This window comes from Legionella tucsonensis (genome assembly GCF_001468035.1).
Classification (GTDB): Bacteria; Pseudomonadota; Gammaproteobacteria; order Legionellales; family Legionellaceae; genus Legionella; species Legionella tucsonensis.
On the sequence record NZ_LNZA01000001.1, the window covers coordinates 736,399 to 757,932 of the forward strand.

Below are 21,534 nucleotides of genomic sequence, written 5' to 3' on the forward strand. Positions count from 1 at the left end.
AAATCACCTAAAGTACAAGGTAATGAAGAACTACATTCAGCTACACTGTTTATGCACTTGCGAATGCACTATGATGAGATCGCTTTTTGTTCGAAGAAATATGCGATATCAAATTTAAATAATTAAAACCTTAGCTCTAGGATTGGCTTTTACCCAATTAGCCACATACTCGATATAGTTATTTTTACCCACAGCAATGCATCCACGCGTAGAGTAGGGTAAGTTGTTTAACCAACTAAACACTCTCGATGACTGAGTTGGTCCATGAATTCCTACGTCTCTACCTGTATATCCTGCAGTTAATTGCTTTGTAGTCGGATAGAGAATGGGAATAAAAAGTTTAAATTGATTGGATTTTCTTGGATGAGCTAATCCATATAAACCAATGGGAGTTTTATTATCACCCGCATGTTTTTTCCCGACGCCTTTATATCCGAGGGCTACTTTAAAACTCTTAATTACAGTACCGTGTTTACAAATATTTAAAATTCGCTTTGAGGTGTGTACATTGATTCCGTTTGATAAAGGACACGTTGCAGTACTAGCGAATAAAGCGACAGGAAAAAAAATAGATATCATCAAATAAATTGCTTTTATTTTCATGAATAGACTAATATTGTTGAAATTGGTTAATAATTATTCCATAGTATTTCTTTTATTCATAGGGATTTTGTGGGTATATTTTGACCAATAATTATAGGGTGAAAGCCTATCTGGAGCTAATTCTTTGATTTTAAAAGTGCTCTTGGATGGGCGAGCTCTACTTGAGATCTTAGGTTGAATCCAATTTTAGTCAAGCAGCATATCCTAAAAATAAAATTACACATTAGTAAGCACTAAAAACGACAGGTAAAACAGATATAAACTAACAAAATATTAACCTTAACCTCGAGTTTTTTCAAATTTATAAGCCCGTAAATAGGGTGTTAAATCAGTTCATTTTTCGATGAAACCTTACTCAAGAAATGAATAAAATTTAAATGACTTGTTTTAATATTAGGGGCATCAATCGGGTATTGTCAGATAAATTATGAATCAAAGCTCATAAACCTATCCTCCTTTAGTTATAGCCTTCTCTACTATTTTGCAGAACATAGCTCACCTCCAGTTGCCTCAATTGTTGATTATTATTAATCAAAGTGATTTATTTTTAATAATAACGTCCGGAAGAATAAGTTGTAACATTTTCGATGTTTGTTGCGAGCAGAAAAAATTATAGATCAAAAAACCATGTAAAAATAAGGTGTTATAGGATTTCTGAGGAGTATTTAACTATTTATGAAAGAGCAGAATACTCTGCTCTTTTTAGGCTTGACTGGCAAGCATTTAAATGGGTTTTGGTAAGTCATAAACCTGAAAAACTTTTACTTGAATTTAAACTCGTATCAACGGGGTTGTATCGACAAAAGGTGTCGTTCCAAGTTTTATCCCATTGAGTTGTTGTTCAAATATTGCATGGTTATCCCGTGAACCGGTATTTAGTATTGGAAACACAATATGGTCAAAAAAATGAGCTCGTTTTTTAATTTCATCACCATATATCTGCGCCACAATTTTGGGATCATTTTTAAACTCCCCACAACCCCAAGCGCCTAAAATGACATTGCGTTTTCCTTCAAGAATTAAAGTATCGAGTTGGGCTGCAATACGTCGTCGCAAATCTGCTTTGTATTGACTCAAAGCCTCATGATCTAATCCATGTGGTTCAGAGGAAAGTTCTGGGGCTGCTGATCTTAATTCATAAAATGGGAAAATATCTGATAAAGGAAGAAAGGAGTAGCTTAGCGTACTGTCTGGAATACGTCTATTGGGTGAATAGTCATCAAAACCAGAAGTGATAAGCGTTTTTTCTGGTCCTCGAAAACATACTCTGGGTTCTGAGTTGAGTAATACTTTATATACTATAGAATCTGTTTCTCCCCGGTAATTTTTTAAGGCTTCATGTTCCTTATCAGTCATTTTTATTTTGGCTTCTAACAGTTTTTTTGCCGTTTCATTATAACGAAACAACATGGAGTCTTTATCTAAATAAATGATTTCATCCAGTAAGGATTGCACACAGGTACTTCGATGCCACATGTTTTCTTCTTGAGCACTTCCACCTTCTAAGGCAGCGCCTCCAGGAAAAATTGAATTTGCCATATTGAGTACAGAATAAGGCACGCCATGTTTCTTGGTTGCTTCAAGTGTCGCAAGCCCCCAATCTTTATGAACTACTTCTACTGATTTTGGTGAAGAAAATTTTTCTTTGGCCCATTGCTTTAAATTTGATTGTGCCTGGGTTTGTAATTCCATGGATTTTTTTAAATCAGTTGCCCACTCCAATGTTTTTCCCATGCTTTTATGTCGCCATCGATTCCCAGAGATGGAACCTGTGAAAAAATTTGGTTTATGTAGGGCATGTACCTCTTTAATTATGGAAGGAGATTTATAGGTTGGGGATTTAAATAACATAAGCTTTGAGATCATTTTTTCTATCCTTAATTTAATACTCATACTCCATCTCGGTGTACGTCTTAAAAACTTATCTAACAGTTTTATTAAGATTTCACTTTTTATAGAATATAGGAATGGTCAAACTCCATAGGCCACAAAGGCTTCAAGTGTTATCATTGAATTTTTCATTAATACAAAGAGAACACTCTTGATTTTTATTTTTATTGATAAACGTTTTGAATATGCAACAAGATAGGTTTTACTCTCCAATAGTAATATTCTAAGCACTTGTGTCCTTTATTTTTACTTTTTGACTCAACTTTGAGTGCGCTGAATCAAAAATCAGTAAACCAGAGTGAGCAAAAAAAGTCAACTTTGTTTTTTTGTTGTGAGAAAGAAGTTCATTATTTTATTTCGATATAGGCTTATTAGTGCTTTTCCAATCAGCATTATGATGATAATTCTGTTTCTTTAGATAAATGTCTATTGTGAAGCTTTTGCATGACTTGAGAGTTGTGCCAGGAATGTCTGGAGTAATAGCTGCAGTATCTGAGTAGGGTGCGGTGGATAAAAGTGAATAATTAAAGCTGATTGATTTTTCTTCATATCAAGGCGGATTCATTTAATCAAATACAAAATTGAATAAAATAATTACTTAAGAAAGTTCACTAGGGGTAGTGAATAATATCGTGAAATCGAACGATATTTGTAGTTGTATTTCGGTATCCGTGTGGCTGGCTGGCTTCAAAACGAAGACCTTCGCCTTGATGTAGCATTTGCCAAGTATCATAAATTAGAATGTCCATAATACCCTCCAGTACGATGACATGTTCAATGACTCCATGCTTATGGGCTGGTGATAAGTGTTCACAACCAGGTAATAGTTCGATCACAAAAAGTTCAAAATTTAATTGGTTATCAAAAGGAAAAAGAGGTAATACACGAATTTTTTCATCACTAGGATGAATCTGTTGTGCAAGTCCTGTTCGATAAACGGGTTGATTAAAATGAGTTTGTAATTCTTCGATAAATGAGGAAAAAGAGGTTTGAAAGCCACTGGCAATTTTCCATAAAGTAGCAATTGTGGGGCTTGATTCTTCTCGCTCGATTTGCCCTAACATGGCCTTGCTTACGCCTGTGGCTGCTGCAGCTTTATCGAGGCTCCAACCACGCTCTTTGCGTAGATTTTTTAAAGTGAAAGCAATGTGTTTGTATAAAGATTCCATAAATTGTTGTGCGTTATAGCGTACAATGATAATATAAATTATTATGCGTTAAAACGCACGAATTGTGAAGCACATGATTTTAGGAGTTTTATAATGGTAACAGAGCGATTTAAGAATAAATTGGTGGCGGTACTTAATAAAAGTATTGAGCCTGGTAAAGTCATGAATGCTTTGGCACATATGTGTATTGGCTTAGGTTCTGCTATTGGCCAAGAGAGGTTGCGTCTTACTGATTATCGTGATGCTGATGGAAATTCACATCCTTTTATTTCCGAAATTCCTTTTATCATTTTGGCAGATAATTCAAATAAAATTAGAAAGCTGCGTACAGAAGCAAAAGCAAATGATATTTTATGCAATGATTTTACCGATACGATGACTGTTGGTACTTATCAAGAGCAAATTGAACGAACGGCACAGGTTAATGACAGAGCTCTGATTTACTATGGCATTGTTTTGTTTGGGGATTGGGATGTGGTAACCGAGCTCACTAGAAAGTGTTCTTTGTGGCGATGATGGGTTGGTGATGACTATGGATGAAGGAAGATAAATGTTTACAGTTCATTAGAGACTCAATGAACTTTTTTAAATATCCCTTATGTCAGCCTACTTTTATCCCGATTAGCTTCGGGAGTAGATTTAATCCTAGCGAACCACTCAACAATGAGTGACAAAAAATTGTCATTATTTCGGTCGTTGACTGTGTTTCCAATACGTTGCAAAATATTTTCAAAAATATTAGTTAAGAAGCTACAAAATACAATCAAGTAAATGCCCATCATTTAAAAGATCTAAGAAAAAATATCTTCGAAATCCTCAGGCATTTCTTTTTAGGTGTTTTTTCTTTTATATTATCTTTTCAATGCTGGTTTGCTAGAACGCTAGGTCTTAAGCTAATTGGTGGAGATATATCGATGGCAAAACAACGGCTTATATATTTTATTTCTTTTGTTTTATACTTTATTTTGGTTTTCCCAGGGTATAGTTTAAATTTAGACTCACTTCTTCCTGATGAACAAAATACAGTAAAAGTTTTTCATGAAGCGTCACCTAAAGTAGTTTATGTTCACAGATTGGCAACAGTCACCAATCCTTCTTTTGAGAAAATGCAAGTTAAAGATGGGGCCGGTTCTGGAATTATCTGGAATAACAGCGGGTATATTGTCACGAATTATCACGTTATTAAGGGAGCGGATAAGTTGGCAATTACTTTGGGTAAAATGACAGTTCCGGCAAAAGTGGTTGGAGCAGAGCCTCGTAAAGATATTGCTGTTTTAAAGGTCGAAGCACCGCAAGCGTTGGTTTTATTAAAACAATTTACCCCATTTCAAATAGTCCATCTTAATGATCTAATAGTGGGTCAAAAGGCGATTGCAATAGGTAATCCTTATGGTTTGGATCATAGCTTATCTAAAGGAGTGATTTCTGCTTTAGGTAGAAAAGTTCCTGGGGTCGGTGGGGTTACGATTCGGAATATGATCCAAACAGATACTCCAATTAATCCTGGTAATTCTGGCGGGCCATTATTGAACAGTTCTGGTCAGTTAATTGGAATGAACACCATGATTTACTCTTCTTCAGGTTCATCTGCTGGAATTGGTTTTGCTGTTCCTGCTGATGATATTGAGCGCATCGTAACGCAAATTATCAAAAATGGGCGAGTGATATTGTCTGGAATAGGTATTCAAAGTGTTCCATCTACTATTGCACGTCAATTGGGTATATATAAAGGGATATTGATTTCAGATGTTTTACCTAATACCCCTGCTTCTCAAGCACATTTAAGAGGTACTCATCGAGATGCTTGGGGACGAATCGTACTAGGTGATATTATTATAGCGCTTAATGGTCATGCAGTTCGTAACTATGATGAGTTATATAATATGCTCACGGAAATAAAAGTGGGGGACCAAGTGACCGTTTCCATTGTGCGTGATAATAAGCAAATGGATATACAAATAAAAACTATAGATATAGCAGGAGTATAGGCAGTAAACGTCTATATATATTACAGCTTGTTCAAAGTGTCCAATGTCGGCGAGAAATCGTCGGTTTTCTGTAGTCTCTTGCTCTCTTAAAACGATCTAAAAGATGGCGCGCAGGGATAATCGATTTATTACTAAGAGAGCAAGAAAAAAACTTTTGAACCCTTGAAATGAAACCATCACGACCCTATTTTTAGATTATCCAAAAACACTAATCAAGGAGATACTATGAATACTTTACGAAGAACATTACCTATGTATCAAGAAATGAATAACCTACTGGAAAACTTTTTTAATCCACAACGAGAGGATGCCTCTTTTATTGAAACAAGTACGTGGGCTCCTCTTGTGGATATCAAAGAAGAAAAAGACCGCTTTGTTGTACTTGCTGATATTCCTGGTGTAAAAAAAGAAGACATCGATATTTCTTTGGAGCAACATGTCTTGACTTTAAAAGGAGAGCGGCATTTTGAAAAGTCAGAAGAGAGCAATGGTTATACACGCAGAGAGCGAGCTCAAGGTCAATTCTACCGACGTTTTAGTCTGCCACAAACCGCAGATGATTCAAAAATCACAGCACGTTATGCGCATGGAGTACTTGAAATTTCAATTCCTAAAAAAGAAGCGGCTACTGAGAAAAAAATAGCAATTACCTTAGAAGAGTGATTGTTCAAGCAACGTAGGTTTGGTAAAGCCTACGTTGCCGAGCTGACAGCATTTACAACCAGGTTCGGATGGCAAATGGTTGAGCAGCTAGACAAAACGCCCCTTAATGCCATACACCATGCTTGACAATAACTCATAGATATGGCCCCTGATTCCGGTTTAAAACTTTTTCATTTTCTATCAATTTATTGGAGAGATTGATAAATTAGAATATTGCTTTCTGCTTGAGATTTATATGACTATTGCCTTAGTCTGGTTTCGACATGATTTAAGATTGAACGATAATCCCGCATTCATCGAGGCGTGCTCTCATCATCAGTTTGTTATTCCGCTCTATATTTATGATGAAAAGAATAGTGTCTTAGGAGGAGCACAAGGATGGTGGCTTTATCATAGTCTGACTTCTTTAAGCAACTCCCTGGCACAACTTGCATTAAATCTCATTTTTCGCAAGGGCGATCCTTTAGAAATTATTTTAGACTTGGTTAAGAAAGCTTCTGTGAGCTCGGTGTATTGGAATCGATGTTATGAACCTGACGCTATTTTGCGTGATAAAAAGATTAAAACAACTTTGTTGGAGCAGGGTATTGAAGTCCAAAGTTTTAATGGAAGTGTACTTCATGAACCTTGGACGATTAGAAATAAAAGCGGTAATTATTTTAAAGTGTTTACTCCTTACTGGAAACACTGCAAACAAATTCTTAATATTCAACCCGCTATGTGTTTAGAGCATCGTCCATCTGGAATTGAAGTTCAAAGTGATAAGCTTTTAGACTGGAAATTATTACCCACTATCAATTGGGCAGCGCGATTTAATGACTATTGGACTCCCGGAGAGTGCGGTGCCCAACATAAGCTTCATGAGTTTATTGAATATCAACTTAATGGTTATAAAAAAAATCGAGATTTTCCTATAAAAAATGCGACATCACGTTTATCACCCCACTTGCATTTTGGCGAAATTAGTCCATCGACAATTTTAAGGGCAATTGAACTGGTAAAGTTTGATCCAGATTGTGATTTAGTCTCAGCAGAGCATTTTATATCAGAGCTGGGATGGAGGGAGTTTTCAGTTTATTTACTTTATCATTTCCCAAAACTTCCATCTGAGAATTTCCGGAAAGAGTTTGATGCATTTCCTTGGTATAACGATGAGCAATTATTATCAAGCTGGCAAAAGGGTTTAACTGGTTATCCAATAATAGATGCAGGGATGAGGGAGTTATGGGCAACAGGCTATATGCACAATCGTGTCCGTATGGTTGTTGCATCCTTCCTTACCAAGGGATTGCTCATTGATTGGCGTTTGGGCGCAGATTGGTTTTTAGATACTCTTGTAGATGCAGATTTAGCAAATAATAGCGCAAGCTGGCAATGGGTGGCAGGATGTGGTGCTGATGCAGCACCTTATTTTCGAATTTTCAATCCAGTGTTACAAAGTCAAAAATTCGATCCTGATGGCAGTTATATTCGTCATTGGGTTCCAGAGCTTTCTCAATTAGAAAATCAATCAATCCATGCTCCTTGGGAGTCTGTTGATTCACAGTGGATTTATATAAATACAAATTATCCCATGCCAATTATTAATCATCATGATGCAAGGGCAAGGGCTTTAAATTATTACAATCAGTTAAAAAGGAAGAACCTCAAATGATTCCTACTTTTTTTATATTTGGCTACAACAACGCGCTGAGAAAGTAAAAAACAATGACTCAACCTCCAAAAATCACGACTATTGATTTGGAGGCTGAAAATATAGAATACTATCTCTATCAATGCACATATCTAGACCACGTCATGAATAGATTAAATTTCAAGAGATAAAGAGAGTTATTTTTAATCTATCGTAGGCAGATAAAATATACCTAACAGAGCTTTTAGCGGGGGCAGTGCTAAAGCAGTTGCCCCGCTAGCAGTATATAGGAAAAATATTATTTATTTTCAATGGTCTTGTATCTCTGCATGCATATAATGCCCACTAATCGTGAAAGGATATCTTTTGGATGTAGCTTTTCTTTTAAATTGTTTTTCTAATAATTTCTCAATAGCAGCAAAACAATCACGTAGTGTAATATATAGATTTTGGTTTTGTTTTCTACTGCTTAATTCCTTGCCTCGTAGAGTCATATTAATAATCACGCTAAATATTTTCCCTTTATTTCTATGATTTTCTTCCCTATCGATGACCACTCTACAATGACTTATTTTTCTATAGATTCTTTTGAGTTTGTTATAACGTTTATGGATATGGCATTCAATTGCCGATGAGTATGAAACAGAACGAAATATTATTTGAACTGATGACATAGCTTAAATCCTCTTAATTTTAAATTAATTTTTAAAAATAAAACAAAAAAATTTTTCAATTTAATGGTAAGAGATGAAAGGTATATTTTACTTCTTAAGTAGCTGTTATTAATCCTCCTTATAAAATACGTTGTGATTAATCTATAGGAACATTTAAGTAAAATTTCAATGCTTGTTTTAAAAAAATTTTAGTGGAAATGGTAATCCCTCCATTTTTAACTCTTAGGGTAACTTGGAGGAAGCTGAGTATGATATTTTTATGAGGTTAGAGACGTGATAGTTCATGGAGTTACGACATATCAGACATATTACTCACATTCATGAGATTCTGAGCTATAATTAATACAATATGTTTGAAATTTGTATTAAATGGTTGATTTGTTTCTATGCTTTAAATGGAGGTCATAAATATGTTCCTATCTACTGTGAAAAATCTCTACGAAGCTCGAGTTAAAATTGGGAATCATATAATCTCAAAAATTACGGGAATAAAAGCTGACCCTTTAAAGGTATATTTGAGCGTACAATGTGATTTGGAGTCTTCAGGAGCTAAAGGAGAACTCATAGATCTTATTACTGGTAGAATTATTTACGCATGCCGTAAGCAAACCATTGTAGATAAATAATTAAAAATGGAAAATAAGACAGGGTTACACTAAAAATGATGAAAAAAAATCAAAAAATTGATAAATACTACCCCCATCCTCTAATCCCAGGCCAAGGAGAAATCGCGAAAAGCATGGGGGAATATGCCTTGAGTCGATACGGAAAATCATGAATTATTGTGATTTAAATTAGCCTTGTGGTGGCAGCTTTGGAGGAACGGCAAGCATATCCACAGTACTAAGATGGAGAATCCTTTTCGCAACACTTCCCATAAGCAAGTAATGCAACCTTGATTTACTCTGTGTGCCAAATGCCAACAAATCAGCGTTCCATTTTTGGGTTTGTCTAATAATGCAATCAGCATAGTAACCACCAATAATTTTTTTTTCAAACTTGCTTTTATCGACATGACATTCACTAAGGAAATCATCCATATTTTCTAAAATACCTTTTGTTTTAGGCTTATCGAAGTCTACAAATTCTTCAACTAAGTCAGCTGGATTGAAAAATTGTTTATTATGAATATCAATGATGTGTAACAACTGAAAAGTTGCATTGGGAAAAGAGTTAAATGTAAATTGTACTGTCCCTTTGCTTGTTTCTGAAAGGTCTGTTGCTATCACTATCCGATTGTAAATAAAATCTGGTTCTTTTTTTATCAGCAACACGGGAACATGGCTTTGGCTAATAATTGAGCTAGAAGTAGTACCTAAAACGTACTCATTAATATAGTAACGGCCATGAGCACCCACAACAATCAATTCACAACAGTTTTCATCAGCATATCGGACAATCTCATCCGAAGTTTTACCCAATACCACTGTTTTGTTGGTAAAGAGTTTATGTGTATTATCGTTTAATTTCTTTAAAATCTGCTCTTCGATCTCTTTTTTTTCAGACAAAAAATTGGGTTGCGATTGAGTATCTAAAAATCGTGCACTTAATGGTGGTGTTAAAACATGGAGGAAATGGATCTTCGCCTGGTTTGACTTTGCTAAATCAATAGCTCGTTGTAAAGCCCAATCGGCATGTTTTGAGAAATCACTTGCAATCAATAAATTATTCAATATCATAAGCTATCCCTAAATAAGAAACCAGAGTCATCACTCTTATCCTAACAAACCCTTAGCAATAGAGGAATAAGCAAGTGATACGTTAGAAAATCTTATACGATCTATTTAGGTAACTCAAAATCCAGCTATCGATGCTATTTATTAATTCCAACAATCTCTTTTAATGAAAAGAGTTTTAACCCAAAGTGCAAATTTGTCAATCTGCCATTATATTATGGCAATATTGACAAAAAAAAATCTTGAATAGTTTAATTTAGTTAAACCATAAGGGTATTTAAGTCATCAAAAATAAACTGGTTTCTGAAAAATATTGCCTCAAGTGACTTCTTGCCCCAGTCTTGGGTTATCAAGTCATGGAATTACCCCACAATTCGCAAAAAAATATTGTCAAAGCCAATGGCTGGTGAAATTGGAAGTAGGTGTTTATTATCGTGCAGGGCCGTAAATCTGAATGGCAATGCTCAATCAGAGCCGGTCCATGATTCATCTTGCAGGTTTAACCAGATTAACTCAGCAGGGTAAACCGCATTACCTGGAGTTGGCAGCAAATTTCATTCGGATAAATATTCAAGCAAAAACGATTTTACCAAAGTGGTTTAAAATTTTTAGTAGGGTTTAAAAAAATCAACTTATTTTGCGCACATTAACTTTGCGTCCTTTTAATTTTCCACATTGTAAATATTGGTACGCTTTATCTGCTTGGCTGTGGTGGATTGCAACATAGGAGTACATGGCAGTGATGTTAATTTTACCAATTGTGTTGCCTGCTAATCCTGCATCTTTGGTTAATGCCCCAAGGATGTCACCGGGGCGAATTTTATCTTTTTTACCGGAAGCAAGACAAAGTGTAACCATTTCTGGCACTAACGGAGTAGTGTGGTGATTTTCTAGTTCATCAATGTTTCCCCAATGAATGGGCTGCGGTAGATTGTCTTCAATGATGCAAATTCGTTGTGCATCTGCTGGCGTTGTAATACTTAAGGCAATGCCTTTACTTCCGGCTCGTCCAGTTCGACCAATACGATGAATATGGACGTCGTTATCAAAAGCGAGATCAAAATTAATCACTGCAGAAAGTTCCTTTATATCGAGTCCTCGTGCTGCAACATCTGTGGCGACAAGAATAGAGCAACTTTGGTTGGCAAAACGCAAAACAGCAAGATCTCGATCGACTTGTTCCATATCTCCATTCAAAGCGATGGCACTGAGGCCTTCGTGGATAAGCTGGTCTGTTATTTCCATTGTTTGTTGCCTGGTATTACAGAAGATTAACGTTGATACAGGTCGATAGTGCGACAGTAATGATTTTAATAAGGGATATTTCTGAGCTTGTTTTGAGACTTCATAAAAATGTTGTTCGATATCAATTTCTTCAGGAGAAGTTTCTATATGAACTTCTTTGGGGTCCTTCATAAATTGCTTTGAAAGCTGTTTGATTTCTTCGGGATAGGTCGCAGAAAAAAGTAGAGTTTGTCTTTGTTTGGGACAAATCGAAATAATTTTTTTAATGTCATCAAAAAAACCCATATCCAGCATTCTGTCTGCCTCATCTAAAACTAAAGCTTTTACCTTAGATAAGTCTAAAGAGGTTTTTTTTAAATGCTTAATAACTCTCCCCGGTGTTCCAACAATGATATGAGCTCCATGCCGTAATGAATCAAGCTGAGGCTTCATTGGTATACCACCAGATAAATTAATAATTTTGACATTGGGCATCAAACAGGCTAATCGACGGATAGCTTGACTTACTTGTTCGGCTAGTTCACGGGTAGGGCAAAGAACTAATGCTTGTACTGCAAAAAAAGAAACTTTTAAATTATTTAATAAAGACAAAGCAAAAGCAGCAGTCTTTCCACTCCCTGTTTTTGCTTGAGCAATAATGTCTTCATTTCGAAGAATTATGGGCAGGCTGTGCATTTGAATAGAGGTCATATTTTCATAATTTGAAGAAGCAAGGCTCTTTATTAATTCTTGACGAAGAGGGAGTTGAGAGAATGATAGGTGTTGAGCGGTGTGTTTTGTTTGAATCATGAAGCTGCTTCCCCCATTGGTGCTAATTGCCATTGATATGTATAAGGTGTATTCTCACTGGTTTTTCGTTCAATAAATGCTGCCGGATTACTCTTTGTGGATGAAATGGTTTGATATATAGAGGTAAAAATGCATAGGATAATCTGTTTTGCTGGCCAAGCTTTTTAAAAATTAGTATCAAATTATCGATGACGTCCGCGTGAGGTGTATTTCTCTTGGGCCATAGTTACTTTTAATGGACGTCCTTCCAGCATTTTCCCATTCATATCTAAAGAGGATTGAGCTTCTTGTTGGGAGCTAAAGGTTATAAAGCCAAAACCTTTGATGTGGCCAGTAAAGCGATCTTTAATTAAAAGAAGCTCGACTACCTTACCATATTTAGAAAATTCTGCTTGTAATGTCTCTTCAGTAACTCCAAAGGGTAAGTTGCCTACATAAATTTTATTTTGCTTCACTGTCGTATCCTCTAAGTAACCACTACAACTACAAGGAGGTATAGTGGTTAAATAATATTAACTACTTAAATTAAAGAGCTATTATATTTTGTGCTTGAAGACCTTTTGTTCCTTGCGTCACAATGAATTGTACTCGCTGGCCCTCTGTGAGGGTTTTAAAGCCAGAGCTTAAAATTTCTTTAAAGTGAGCAAATACATCCGGCCCGGCTTCTTGCTCAATAAAACCAAATCCTTTGGATTCGTTAAACCATTTAACGACTCCGTTTACTGTTTTAGACATAAGTATCCTTAAGTGTTTATTATAATGCCTGTATAGGCGAATTTAGCCGGAAACCGGTCAAGAATTAAAAACTACCGAACGAGGGATTAAATGAATAAAACGACGATTTGGAGAGTATAAAATAGACATTTTCAAGCTGAGACTAGGTTACTACTCTTTAAGGTTAAATGTCAATTTTATTTTTAGCATGTGTTGTTTAAACGCCTCAACCACCCTATTTATGTATAATATAATAAAGGATTGTGTAAACATTTTATTTTCTTTTTTTCTTCGCTCGTACTTATGATACGCCTACACACTTTCATATCGGGAAAAAATGTTTACTTATACCGCAGGAATATATTTTGATGACATTGAAATTAAACAATCTTCGGGAAATAATTTAGACTCTCTTTTTATTTGGATGTTAAGCCAGCAGGAGAGGGAATTTGGTAATTACAATGGTCTAATTACTAATATAAAACGCATCTGATACAAAAGGAATTTCGAACTTATTAATGCGCAGCTCTTTTTCATTTTTGTTCAGCTATGCTTTTTGTTTGTAGATGATACTCCGTTACATGAGTGAATTAATTAAGTATTAACTCTTTAACGGTAAATGAATTATTCATCAACATATATGGGGAATTTTTGAGCGTTTTCTTTTACTGCGTTTATAAAAAATTGACGACCTTCTTTATCAGAGAAACTATTAATGCCAATTAGTTTTTGGGTGCATGATGGACAGAGATGATAGCAAAGAAATTTTCCATTTTTAGCTCGAGATTTACCTCTTAAGGAAAAATCATTTTTAATTTCTAAACAATAATGGCACGTTTGGTAGCTCATAGATATCCTATATAAATAGCTAATTGCTCCTAATGACTATGAGGTAATGAAAAGAAATTACAGGATAAAAATGAATTTCCCTAGATAGGCAATAAGAAGATAATAGAGAGTATAATTAAAATATACCAGTTAATGATTATAACATCTAATTGGCTAATTAACTATATCATGGTATCAATGGGGACTAAGCTGTGTTTCGTCACACAATTAACAACTCGTTCATTTGATCTTTTAAAAGAGTCGCGGACTCGGCGGAAGATATCGGGCTTCCTGGATTCTGGAATGGAAAGTGACACTCCCTTTTCGAACCAGAAGAAATCCTTGATGTTCACAGCACCGACGAAGATGGCAAGGACACCTGCGACCAGCGTAACCCACGCCAGATGGTCGAAGATTTGGAATACCACTGATTAGGATTACTTGTTTCATGAATAACCGACCAACAATAAGATAAGCTTTTTAAAAGCCTATTCATCATAACGATAACCCATTATGATAAGGTAATGATACATAAAGCGTATCAAGTGGAATATTTTACTCACAGCGACCATAATATTATTCAGGCAGGGACTGGCTATAATGAATGCTTTTAATAATGAAGCGGTATATAACTCTCTATCCTTGAAATGGCTCGGTATAGACACTTATAAAGAGTCAGTCATTTATATGCAGCGTGATTGCCTCGTTTGTCAAACAGAAGGATTTGAGATGCATACTCGAATTCGTGTGACGCTGGGTGATAAAAGTATTCTTGCCACATTAAATCATATCGATAATGATATATTAGGCCATCATCAAGCTTCACTATCTATTTATGCGTGGAAATTATTAAATGCTAGCGAGGGTGATGTAATTAAGTTGTCACATCCGAAACCCTTACAATCTTTAAGCTTTGTGCGCTCAAAAATATATGGTCATAAATTAAATTCCACTGAAGTCATGCAAATTATCGAAGATATTGCTCAAGGAAGGTATTCAGATATTCAAGTTGCTACATTTCTGACTGCCTGCGCGGGTGGTCGTTTGGACGAAACTGAAATTATCCATCTGACCCAATCGATGATTCAAGTAGGTGCAAACTTATCTTGGCCTCAGGAAATAGTTGTGGATAAACATTGTGTTGGTGGTTTGCCTGGAAACCGTACAACACCCATTGTTGTAGCTATTGTGGCAGCATTTGGCATGATGATACCAAAGACTTCATCGCGTGCGATTACTTCTCCTGCTGGTACAGCAGATACTATGGAGACACTGGCTCCAGTAGATTTAGACATAAAAGCAATGCAACGCGTAGTAGAGCAGGAAAATGGGTGTATTGTATGGGGCGGGTCAGTGGGATTGAGTCCTGCTGATGATATTCTAATTCGAGTAGAGCGCTCCATGGATGTTGATAGTGAGGGGCAGTTAATTGCTTCTGTTCTTTCTAAAAAAATTTCATCAGGTTCAACACATATTGTCATTGATATTCCCGTTGGCCCAACAGCAAAAATACGTTCTATTGATACATTCGAGTCATTGCAGCATTTATTTCACGCAGTAGGATCTGCTATGGGGGTACAGTTACGTATTATTAAAACGGATGGGTTGCAGCCGGTTGGTCAAGGTATTGGCCCTGCTCTTGAGGCCAAAGATGTTCTTGCTGTGTTGCTAAATCAAAGTAATGCACCGCAAGATTTACGTAAACGAGCTTTGATGCTGGCAGGAGTGATACTTGAATTTTCACCGTCAGTCGCGACCGGACAAGGGATGAAATTAGCTACTCAATTACTAGTCTCAGGGAAAGCCTGGAGAAAATTTCTAGCGATATGTAACGCTCAAGGTGGCCTTCGAGAGCCGACAACAGCGGCTTATACCCAAGCAATCACAGCAGAACATCGAGGTAAGGTAATTAACATAGATAATCGTAATTTATCCAGACTCGCAAAGCTGGCGGGCGCTCCACATGACAAAGCGGCGGGGGTTGTTCTGCATACACCAATTAATACGGTGGTGGAAAAGGGGCAACCACTATATACAATTCATTCTGAGTCGAGGGGTGCTTTACGTTATGCGCTGTCATTGCTCAACCAAATATCAACTGTTGTTCAAGTAGAGACCTCAAAATGAAACCAATTATTTTCAGTCTTTTTGATCACCCAGTGCTAGAAAGAGTTGCTAAAAAACTGGAGTTAGATATTGGTAAAATGACTTATCGTGAATTCCCTGATGCTGAAACCTATCTGTGTTTCCATAACGTGCTGCAAGATAGGCGTGTGATTATATTGGATAGCCTTGATAGACCAAATCCTAAGATTATACCCTTATTATTCGCCGCAAAAACTGCCAAGAAAATAGGAGCAAAAAGCATAGGTTTGACGGCACCTTACTTAGCTTATATGCGCCAGGATAAGCAGTTTAATGCAGGTGAGGGCATTACTTCTGAATATTTTGCAAAAATGTTGTCAGACCATTTTGATTGGTTGATTACCGTAGATCCTCATCTACACCGATATCAGAATTTAAATGAAATCTATACAATACCTAATAATGTTTTACACTCGGCGCATTTAATTTCATCATGGATTCAATCTAACGTTAATAATCCTGTTTTGATTGGGCCAGATAGTGAAAGTGAGCAATGGGTTTCGGGAATCGCTAAAGTAGCTGATGCGCCATATTTGATATTAGAAAAAGTTCGTCGCGGTGATGATGATGTGGAAATTAAATCATTCGACACCCTAGCGTATCGTAGTCATACTCCAGTGCTTGTTGATGATATTATCTCAACCGCTCATACCATGATGGAAGTTATTAAGCATCTTAAAACAAAAAAAATGAAACCGCCGATGTGTATCGGTGTGCATGCTATATTTGCACATGACTCTTATAGAGCATTGCAAGAAGCAGGAGCGGAACGTATAGTCACGTGCAATAGCGTGCCACATGCGAGTAACCAAATTGATATAACAGATATAATTTGTCAGGGGATCCAGAATATATTGATTGATCATTAAATTAAGATCTGAAGCTCAAATGTTACCAATTGGCATATATAGAGAAGATTCTCCTCGCTTGAGATATTCATAATGATCTTACCTTTTCATCGTCAAAGCCACTTCTCTTTTCATGTTAATATCTCCGTTTGCTGATATTCAGGAACAACACAACTCCATCCAAGCCGTTGTTCTATTTTTGTTTTTAACGAATGTGAGGCATTGGGCTCACCATGAGTAATAAATGTTTTTTTGGGCGGCTTGCGAAAATGTTTTAGCCAACCTAATATTTCATTATAATCGGCGTGTGCCGATAAATTACCTAGCGTTTCAATCTGTGCTCGAATGGGGATCATTTGCCCGTGTATTTTAATTTCTTTTTCCCCATTAGCTATACGCGCGCCACGAGTTCCACCTGCTTGATACCCAGCAAGAAGAATAGTGTTTCTATGATCAGGGGCATAGGTTTTTAAATGAAATAATATCCTACCTCCCATTGCCATGCCGCTAGCGGAGATAATAATTTTAGGAAACTTTTTATGATCCAGCTCTTTTGATTCTTCCGGCGTTCTGGTATAAGTCGCGGCATTGCATAAATCCATACATTCACTCTCAGATAAATGAAGCTCGCTCCTGTGTTTGTGCATGATTTGAGTAGCGTTAATTGCCATTGGACTATCTAAATAAACCGGAATATCTGGAATAGATTGTTCTTTTTTTAATACTGCAATGTAATGAAGTAAGCTTTGTGCGCGTGCCACTGCGAATGACGGAATAATCACCGAACCGCCTAGATGAGCAGTCTTATTAATGATTTTTTTTAAGAAAACTTTTGGATCCTCTTTTTCGTGAAGACGGTTCCCGTAGGTTGACTCAATCACCAGATAATCCACTTCTTCGATAATAGTAGGTTTATGCATCACCGGATCATGTGCCCTGCCCATGTCACCGGTAAATAAAATAGACGTGTCACGGCAATTAAGGTGAACATACGCCGAACCAATAATATGACCTGCCCTAATAAGTTGAAAAGAAATATCATCAAATAGTGGAATAACCGTATCATAATTCTGAGGAACAAATTGTTTCAACGCAGCCTCCGCATCTGCTACTGTATATAATGGTAAGGCTGGATGATGTTTGGAGTAACTATATTTATTAGCAAGATAGGCTTCTTGCTCTTGCAGATAACCGCTATCAGGTAAAAGAATAGAGCACAAATCTTTTGTTCCGAAAGTACAGTAAATATCACCTTTAAACCCATTTTTAACGAGTAAAGGCAAATAACCTGAATGATCAATATGGGCATGGGTTAAAAGTACGACATCAATTGTTTTTGGATCAAACGGGGGGAGAGCCCAGTTTCTAAGTCTGAGTTCTTTGTAACCTTGAAACAAGCCGCAATCAATCAGAATTTTTTTGCCATTATTTAATGTTAAAAGGTATTTTGAGCCGGTAACCGTTCCTGTACCACCTAAAAATGATAGTTTCATGAGACATCCTTTCTATATTTCATATTGATATGAACAGCACCTTATTAAGTATGGCTTAATGGGGTAATTATACCAAGTCAAAATCAGGGGATCGTAGCAAAAAAGGTATTCGGAAAGTACATGCATATCTGTAAATATAAACTAATCACTGTGTTAAAGTTACGGTGAGTTTTTAAGCTTGAATCATATGTTGCCATGCATCAATAATCATAATCATGGGCAATGTATCTAATTCACAGTATCTCAACTTCTTTGTTGCCTAATGCTTCATACTTTTGATTACTTGCTAACCTGCTTTAGATAACCAATAATTATTGTTGCAGAAAAACTCAAGGATTGAATAATGAAAAAATGCTCCCTGAAAAAAACAACCTTACTACTATGCTCAGCGTTATTACTTAGTCAGATGTCAGTAAGCAATGCATGCACTCGAGCCTTATATTTAGGCTCTGATAATCTGGTAATTACTGGTCGATCTATGGATTGGATGGAAAACATGCATTCCAGTATTTGGGTATTTCCAAAAGGTATAAAGCGTAATGGATTGGCTGGTCCTAAATCACCGGAATGGACGTCAAAATACGGGTCAATAGTTACCTCTGTTTATAATCTTGCAACGGCAGATGGAATGAATGAACGTGGGTTGGTAATAAATATGCTTTATTTGGCTGAATCAGATTACGGCAGTGCTAAAGAAGGACATCCTCCTTTATCAATCAGTCTTTGGGGGCAGTATGCTTTGGATAATTTTGCGACCGTCAATGAGGCAGTAGACGCGATGTCAAAAAAAACCTTCCAGATTATTGCGCCTAACCTGCCTGATGGAACAGCAAGTACAGTTCACTTGTCTTTATCTGATTCAAGCGGTGATTCTGCTATTCTTGAATATGTTAAAGGTGAGCTGGTAATTCATCATGGTTCCCAATATCAAGTTATGACTAACTCCCCCATATACAGCAAGCAATTAGCTATTAATGAATATTGGCAAGAAATTAATGGCTCAGTATTTTTACCTGGAACTAATAGGGCTGCAGATAGATTTGCCAGAGCCTCATATTTGATTCAGTCCATCCCAAAACAAGTAGATAGAAAATATATTCAGGGGGTACCAGAACAAGCTTATACTTATCAAGCTATTGCAGGGGTATTAGGAGTTATACGTTCAGTTTCGGTGCCTTTAGGGGTAGTAGATCCTAAGAAACCGAATATCGCATCTACTTTATGGCGCACTATTTCCGATCAAAAAAACATGATTTATTATTTTGATTCATCAACTTATCCCAACACTTTTTGGGTGGATCTAAAAAATGTTAATTTCGCTTCCGGTGCTCCAGTATTGAGCCTTGCAGTAGAAGATGGTGAAGTTTATTCGGGAGACGTATCAAAACTTTTAAAACCCTCTAAGTCATTTGATTTTATGCCTGCACAATAAGTATCAATCAGTGGAGCCTGCTCACTTTGCCATCCCTGTTTCTACATATGGTTTAATATATTTATGTTATTAAGTTTGGTTGATAAAAATAAGAAGCCCCAATATGGGGCAGAAGAACCTTATTTATAAAAAGAGAATCATGCAAGAGACAGCAAACAATGTGGCTGATGATACCAATGCATCGACTAAGAGCCCATTAAATGGCGCGCTCAGAGGGACTCGAAGCCCCGAAACCTTGGTTCGAAGCCGGATGCTCTAGTTTTAAATTCGTTATAAATCAATACATTGTGAAACGTCAAATTCACAGAAAAACTGCCTATTACAGCGTAGTACCGCCACAGTTGGAACACGTTTTGGTCACAGTAAATTTTTTTTCAACTTGACTTATTCACAACATTAAGAATAAGAATAGAAAAATCAATCGCACATATTCTTTTATAATGTTTTGTCCCATCTCTTAAATCTTCTGATTAGTAACTGCTATACTATACAACCAATCTCAGTAATTTTTCCTCATTGTAATGGTTAAGATAAAGATTTAAATAGGATCTTAATGTCAATAAAAGTAAATAGACCACAAAATTTTCGTAGTTTTTTCTTCGAAATAGCGACTCCCTATCGTTGGTGGTTTTTTGCCATGTTGCTTGTGGGTATCTATTCATCTATCCATAATGTGTTACAGCCCTATGTATTAAAAATTCTTTTAGATGCAGTCGCTCATGCCCAAAAGAAACAATTTCTTGAAGTGAGTTTAAAGCCTGCGTTATTACTGATTATCTTGGGATTTGTCATTACTTTTATATGGCGTCTTTATAATTATATTGTTTTGCGGTCAATACCAAAAATAAAGGCAGATATCATTGCTGCCACTACTGCATATTTAAGAGATCAATCCTATGTTTTTTTTCAAGATCATTTAAGTGGCTCAATTTCTGCAAAAATTTCCGATTTAGCAAGTAACATTCAGAATATTGTTAATACTTGGTTTAATATATCCAGGCAAGGTTTAACCATTATTCTTTCTATCGCTATGGCTGGTTTGGTGAGTCCTTATTTCAGCTTGATTTTTTTCGTTATCTCGATCGCTTTTATTGCTACAGCATATTATTGTTCTCACAGCATTAAACCTTATGCCAAATCCTATGCTGAAGCACGAGCAAAAAATATAGGAAACATTGTTGATTGTTTTTCTAACGTGCTCAATATGCTTTTGTTTGCCAGAGAGAGCTATGAAGCACACTATTTAGAAAAAACAACAGCCAGTGCTGTAGAACATGATAAGTCCATGCAATTTAAAAACATGCTCAATGCGTCGCTACTTGGTGGATTTGCTTGGATTTTACAAGGGGCATCGATATTGTTACTGCTTTTTCTTGGTAATAGAGGAACAATTTCTGTTGGAGATTTTGTATTTATCTTTATATTAGCAATTACAGTGATTGATCAGATCTGGTTTCTTACCGAGAGCTTATTGGTTGTGGGGGAACATGCAGGGCAATGTCAACAAGCCATTGATACGATTTTTACAGAGCATTATCAAAAACCAAATCCAAAAGCACCCTCCCTTAACATAACTCATGGAGAAATTATCATTGAGCATGTTCGTTTTGGGTATAAATCTGATGATATTATTAAAGACTTAAGCACTCATATACCGGGAGGCTCTAAAGTCGGTTTGGTTGGATACAGCGGAGCCGGAAAAAGTACCTTGGTTCAACTCATCATGCGTCTTTATGAATAAATA

Annotated in this window: 19 protein-coding genes; 9 read left to right on the forward strand and 10 right to left on the reverse strand. The window is 36.4% G+C overall.

The features are described 5' to 3' along the window. Positions 1-114: 114 nt before the first annotated feature. The 3 genes from Ltuc_RS03125 to Ltuc_RS03135 all read right to left on the reverse strand — a co-directional run bounded on the left by Ltuc_RS03125 (position 115) and on the right by Ltuc_RS03135 (position 3,662). The gene (locus Ltuc_RS03125; protein WP_058519885.1) at positions 115-603 is read right to left on the reverse strand and encodes a L,D-transpeptidase family protein; all 489 of its coding nucleotides are present in this window, start codon (positions 601-603) and stop codon (positions 115-117) included. 771 nt (positions 604-1,374) lie between these two features. Next, the gene (locus tag Ltuc_RS03130; RefSeq protein ID WP_058519886.1) at positions 1,375-2,469 is read right to left on the reverse strand and encodes a poly(ADP-ribose) glycohydrolase domain-containing protein; all 1,095 of its coding nucleotides are present in this window, start codon (positions 2,467-2,469) and stop codon (positions 1,375-1,377) included. A gap of 635 nt (positions 2,470-3,104) precedes the next feature. Beyond that, positions 3,105-3,662 (reverse strand): helix-turn-helix domain-containing protein, encoded by a 558-nt coding sequence (locus tag Ltuc_RS03135; protein ID WP_058519887.1) that lies wholly within the window; start codon positions 3,660-3,662, stop codon positions 3,105-3,107. Between the two features lie 93 nt (positions 3,663-3,755). Here Ltuc_RS03135 and Ltuc_RS03140 point away from each other — a divergent pair, with 93 nt between their 5' ends. The 4 genes from Ltuc_RS03140 (at position 3,756) to Ltuc_RS03155 (ending at position 7,967) form a co-directional block, all read left to right on the forward strand. Next, positions 3,756-4,178 carry a DUF2000 domain-containing protein gene (locus tag Ltuc_RS03140; RefSeq protein ID WP_058519888.1) on the forward strand — a complete coding sequence of 141 codons (423 nt, stop codon included), beginning with the start codon at positions 3,756-3,758 and terminating at the stop codon, positions 4,176-4,178. A gap of 398 nt (positions 4,179-4,576) precedes the next feature. Next, complete coding sequence (locus tag Ltuc_RS03145) at positions 4,577-5,650, forward strand: S1C family serine protease (RefSeq protein ID WP_058519889.1); 1,074 nt, start codon at positions 4,577-4,579, stop codon at positions 5,648-5,650. Positions 5,651-5,875: 225 nt separating this feature from the next. Further along, on the forward strand, positions 5,876-6,313 hold the full coding sequence (locus tag Ltuc_RS03150) for an Hsp20/alpha crystallin family protein (RefSeq protein ID WP_058519890.1): 438 nt from the start codon (positions 5,876-5,878) through the stop codon (positions 6,311-6,313). A gap of 235 nt (positions 6,314-6,548) precedes the next feature. After that, positions 6,549-7,967 carry a cryptochrome/photolyase family protein gene (locus Ltuc_RS03155; protein ID WP_058519891.1) on the forward strand — a complete coding sequence of 473 codons (1,419 nt, stop codon included), beginning with the start codon at positions 6,549-6,551 and terminating at the stop codon, positions 7,965-7,967. A 287-nt stretch (positions 7,968-8,254) separates the two neighbouring features. Here Ltuc_RS03155 and Ltuc_RS03160 read toward each other — a convergent pair whose 3' ends face one another. Both Ltuc_RS03160 and Ltuc_RS03170 read right to left on the reverse strand, forming a co-directional pair. Next, positions 8,255-8,620, reverse strand: a complete 366-nt coding sequence (locus Ltuc_RS03160; protein ID WP_058519892.1) for an HPF/RaiA family ribosome-associated protein — start codon at positions 8,618-8,620, stop codon at positions 8,255-8,257. A 794-nt stretch (positions 8,621-9,414) separates the two neighbouring features. Further along, on the reverse strand, positions 9,415-10,299 hold the full coding sequence (locus tag Ltuc_RS03170; protein WP_058519894.1) for a universal stress protein: 885 nt from the start codon (positions 10,297-10,299) through the stop codon (positions 9,415-9,417). Between the two features lie 319 nt (positions 10,300-10,618). Here Ltuc_RS03170 and Ltuc_RS15850 point away from each other — a divergent pair, with 319 nt between their 5' ends. After that, entirely contained in the window at positions 10,619-10,744 is a 126-nt protein-coding gene (locus Ltuc_RS15850; protein ID WP_420798251.1) for an AbiEi antitoxin N-terminal domain-containing protein, read from the forward strand. 179 nt (positions 10,745-10,923) lie between these two features. Here Ltuc_RS15850 and dbpA read toward each other — a convergent pair whose 3' ends face one another. The 4 genes from dbpA to Ltuc_RS03190 form a co-directional block, all read right to left on the reverse strand. After that, positions 10,924-12,330, reverse strand: coding sequence for an ATP-dependent RNA helicase DbpA (gene dbpA, locus Ltuc_RS03175; protein ID WP_058519895.1), 1,407 nt, complete (start codon positions 12,328-12,330; stop codon positions 10,924-10,926). Positions 12,331-12,512: 182 nt separating this feature from the next. Beyond that, complete coding sequence (locus Ltuc_RS03180; protein WP_058519896.1) at positions 12,513-12,785, reverse strand: RNA recognition motif domain-containing protein; 273 nt, start codon at positions 12,783-12,785, stop codon at positions 12,513-12,515. Between the two features lie 70 nt (positions 12,786-12,855). Beyond that, the gene (locus Ltuc_RS03185; RefSeq protein WP_058519897.1) at positions 12,856-13,065 is read right to left on the reverse strand and encodes a cold-shock protein; all 210 of its coding nucleotides are present in this window, start codon (positions 13,063-13,065) and stop codon (positions 12,856-12,858) included. Between the two features lie 603 nt (positions 13,066-13,668). Further along, complete coding sequence (locus tag Ltuc_RS03190; protein WP_058519898.1) at positions 13,669-13,893, reverse strand: hypothetical protein; 225 nt, start codon at positions 13,891-13,893, stop codon at positions 13,669-13,671. A 579-nt stretch (positions 13,894-14,472) separates the two neighbouring features. Between Ltuc_RS03190 and Ltuc_RS03195 the strand changes: the two genes are divergently transcribed. Continuing rightward, entirely contained in the window at positions 14,473-15,999 is a 1,527-nt protein-coding gene (locus Ltuc_RS03195; protein ID WP_058519899.1) for a thymidine phosphorylase family protein, read from the forward strand. Continuing rightward, the gene (locus Ltuc_RS03200) at positions 15,996-16,886 is read left to right on the forward strand and encodes a ribose-phosphate pyrophosphokinase (protein WP_058519900.1); all 891 of its coding nucleotides are present in this window, start codon (positions 15,996-15,998) and stop codon (positions 16,884-16,886) included. Before Ltuc_RS03195 ends, Ltuc_RS03200 begins: the two co-directional genes overlap by 4 nt. Before the next feature lie 110 nt (positions 16,887-16,996). Here the strand turns inward: Ltuc_RS03200 and Ltuc_RS03205 are convergent, their stop codons facing one another. Next, positions 16,997-18,358, reverse strand: coding sequence for an MBL fold metallo-hydrolase RNA specificity domain-containing protein (locus Ltuc_RS03205; RefSeq protein WP_058519901.1), 1,362 nt, complete (start codon positions 18,356-18,358; stop codon positions 16,997-16,999). A gap of 343 nt (positions 18,359-18,701) precedes the next feature. Between Ltuc_RS03205 and Ltuc_RS03210 the strand changes: the two genes are divergently transcribed. Then, a complete protein-coding gene (locus Ltuc_RS03210; protein ID WP_058519902.1) occupies positions 18,702-19,790 on the forward strand; it encodes a linear amide C-N hydrolase in 1,089 nt (362 codons plus the stop codon). 553 nt (positions 19,791-20,343) lie between these two features. Further along, positions 20,344-21,531: an ABC transporter transmembrane domain-containing protein gene (locus Ltuc_RS03220; RefSeq protein WP_274519402.1), complete on the forward strand. Its 1,188-nt coding sequence runs from the start codon at positions 20,344-20,346 to the stop codon at positions 21,529-21,531. Positions 21,532-21,534 lie beyond the last annotated feature (3 nt).

What these genes read in the sequence shown, in the direction of transcription:
- Ltuc_RS03135 (WP_058519887.1), bottom strand. Translation starts at nt 3,662, where the DNA reads ATGGAATCTTTATACAAACACATTGCTTTCACTTTAAAAAATCTACGC.
- dbpA (WP_058519895.1), bottom strand. Translation starts at nt 12,330, where the DNA reads ATGATTCAAACAAAACACACCGCTCAACACCTATCATTCTCTCAACTC.
- Ltuc_RS03195 (WP_058519899.1), top strand. Translation starts at nt 14,473, where the DNA reads ATGAATGCTTTTAATAATGAAGCGGTATATAACTCTCTATCCTTGAAA.
- Ltuc_RS03185 (WP_058519897.1), bottom strand. Translation starts at nt 13,065, where the DNA reads ATGTCTAAAACAGTAAACGGAGTCGTTAAATGGTTTAACGAATCCAAA.
- Ltuc_RS03130 (WP_058519886.1), bottom strand. Translation starts at nt 2,469, where the DNA reads ATGATCTCAAAGCTTATGTTATTTAAATCCCCAACCTATAAATCTCCT.
- Ltuc_RS03145 (WP_058519889.1), top strand. Translation starts at nt 4,577, where the DNA reads ATGGCAAAACAACGGCTTATATATTTTATTTCTTTTGTTTTATACTTT.
- Ltuc_RS03160 (WP_058519892.1), bottom strand. Translation starts at nt 8,620, where the DNA reads ATGTCATCAGTTCAAATAATATTTCGTTCTGTTTCATACTCATCGGCA.
- Ltuc_RS03140 (WP_058519888.1), top strand. Translation starts at nt 3,756, where the DNA reads ATGGTAACAGAGCGATTTAAGAATAAATTGGTGGCGGTACTTAATAAA.
- Ltuc_RS03220 (WP_274519402.1), top strand. Translation starts at nt 20,344, where the DNA reads ATGTCAATAAAAGTAAATAGACCACAAAATTTTCGTAGTTTTTTCTTC.
- Ltuc_RS03150 (WP_058519890.1), top strand. Translation starts at nt 5,876, where the DNA reads ATGAATACTTTACGAAGAACATTACCTATGTATCAAGAAATGAATAAC.
- Ltuc_RS03205 (WP_058519901.1), bottom strand. Translation starts at nt 18,358, where the DNA reads ATGAAACTATCATTTTTAGGTGGTACAGGAACGGTTACCGGCTCAAAA.
- Ltuc_RS03170 (WP_058519894.1), bottom strand. Translation starts at nt 10,299, where the DNA reads ATGATATTGAATAATTTATTGATTGCAAGTGATTTCTCAAAACATGCC.
- Ltuc_RS03200 (WP_058519900.1), top strand. Translation starts at nt 15,996, where the DNA reads ATGAAACCAATTATTTTCAGTCTTTTTGATCACCCAGTGCTAGAAAGA.
- Ltuc_RS03155 (WP_058519891.1), top strand. Translation starts at nt 6,549, where the DNA reads ATGACTATTGCCTTAGTCTGGTTTCGACATGATTTAAGATTGAACGAT.
- Ltuc_RS03190 (WP_058519898.1), bottom strand. Translation starts at nt 13,893, where the DNA reads ATGAGCTACCAAACGTGCCATTATTGTTTAGAAATTAAAAATGATTTT.
- Ltuc_RS03210 (WP_058519902.1), top strand. Translation starts at nt 18,702, where the DNA reads ATGAAAAAATGCTCCCTGAAAAAAACAACCTTACTACTATGCTCAGCG.
- Ltuc_RS03125 (WP_058519885.1), bottom strand. Translation starts at nt 603, where the DNA reads ATGAAAATAAAAGCAATTTATTTGATGATATCTATTTTTTTTCCTGTC.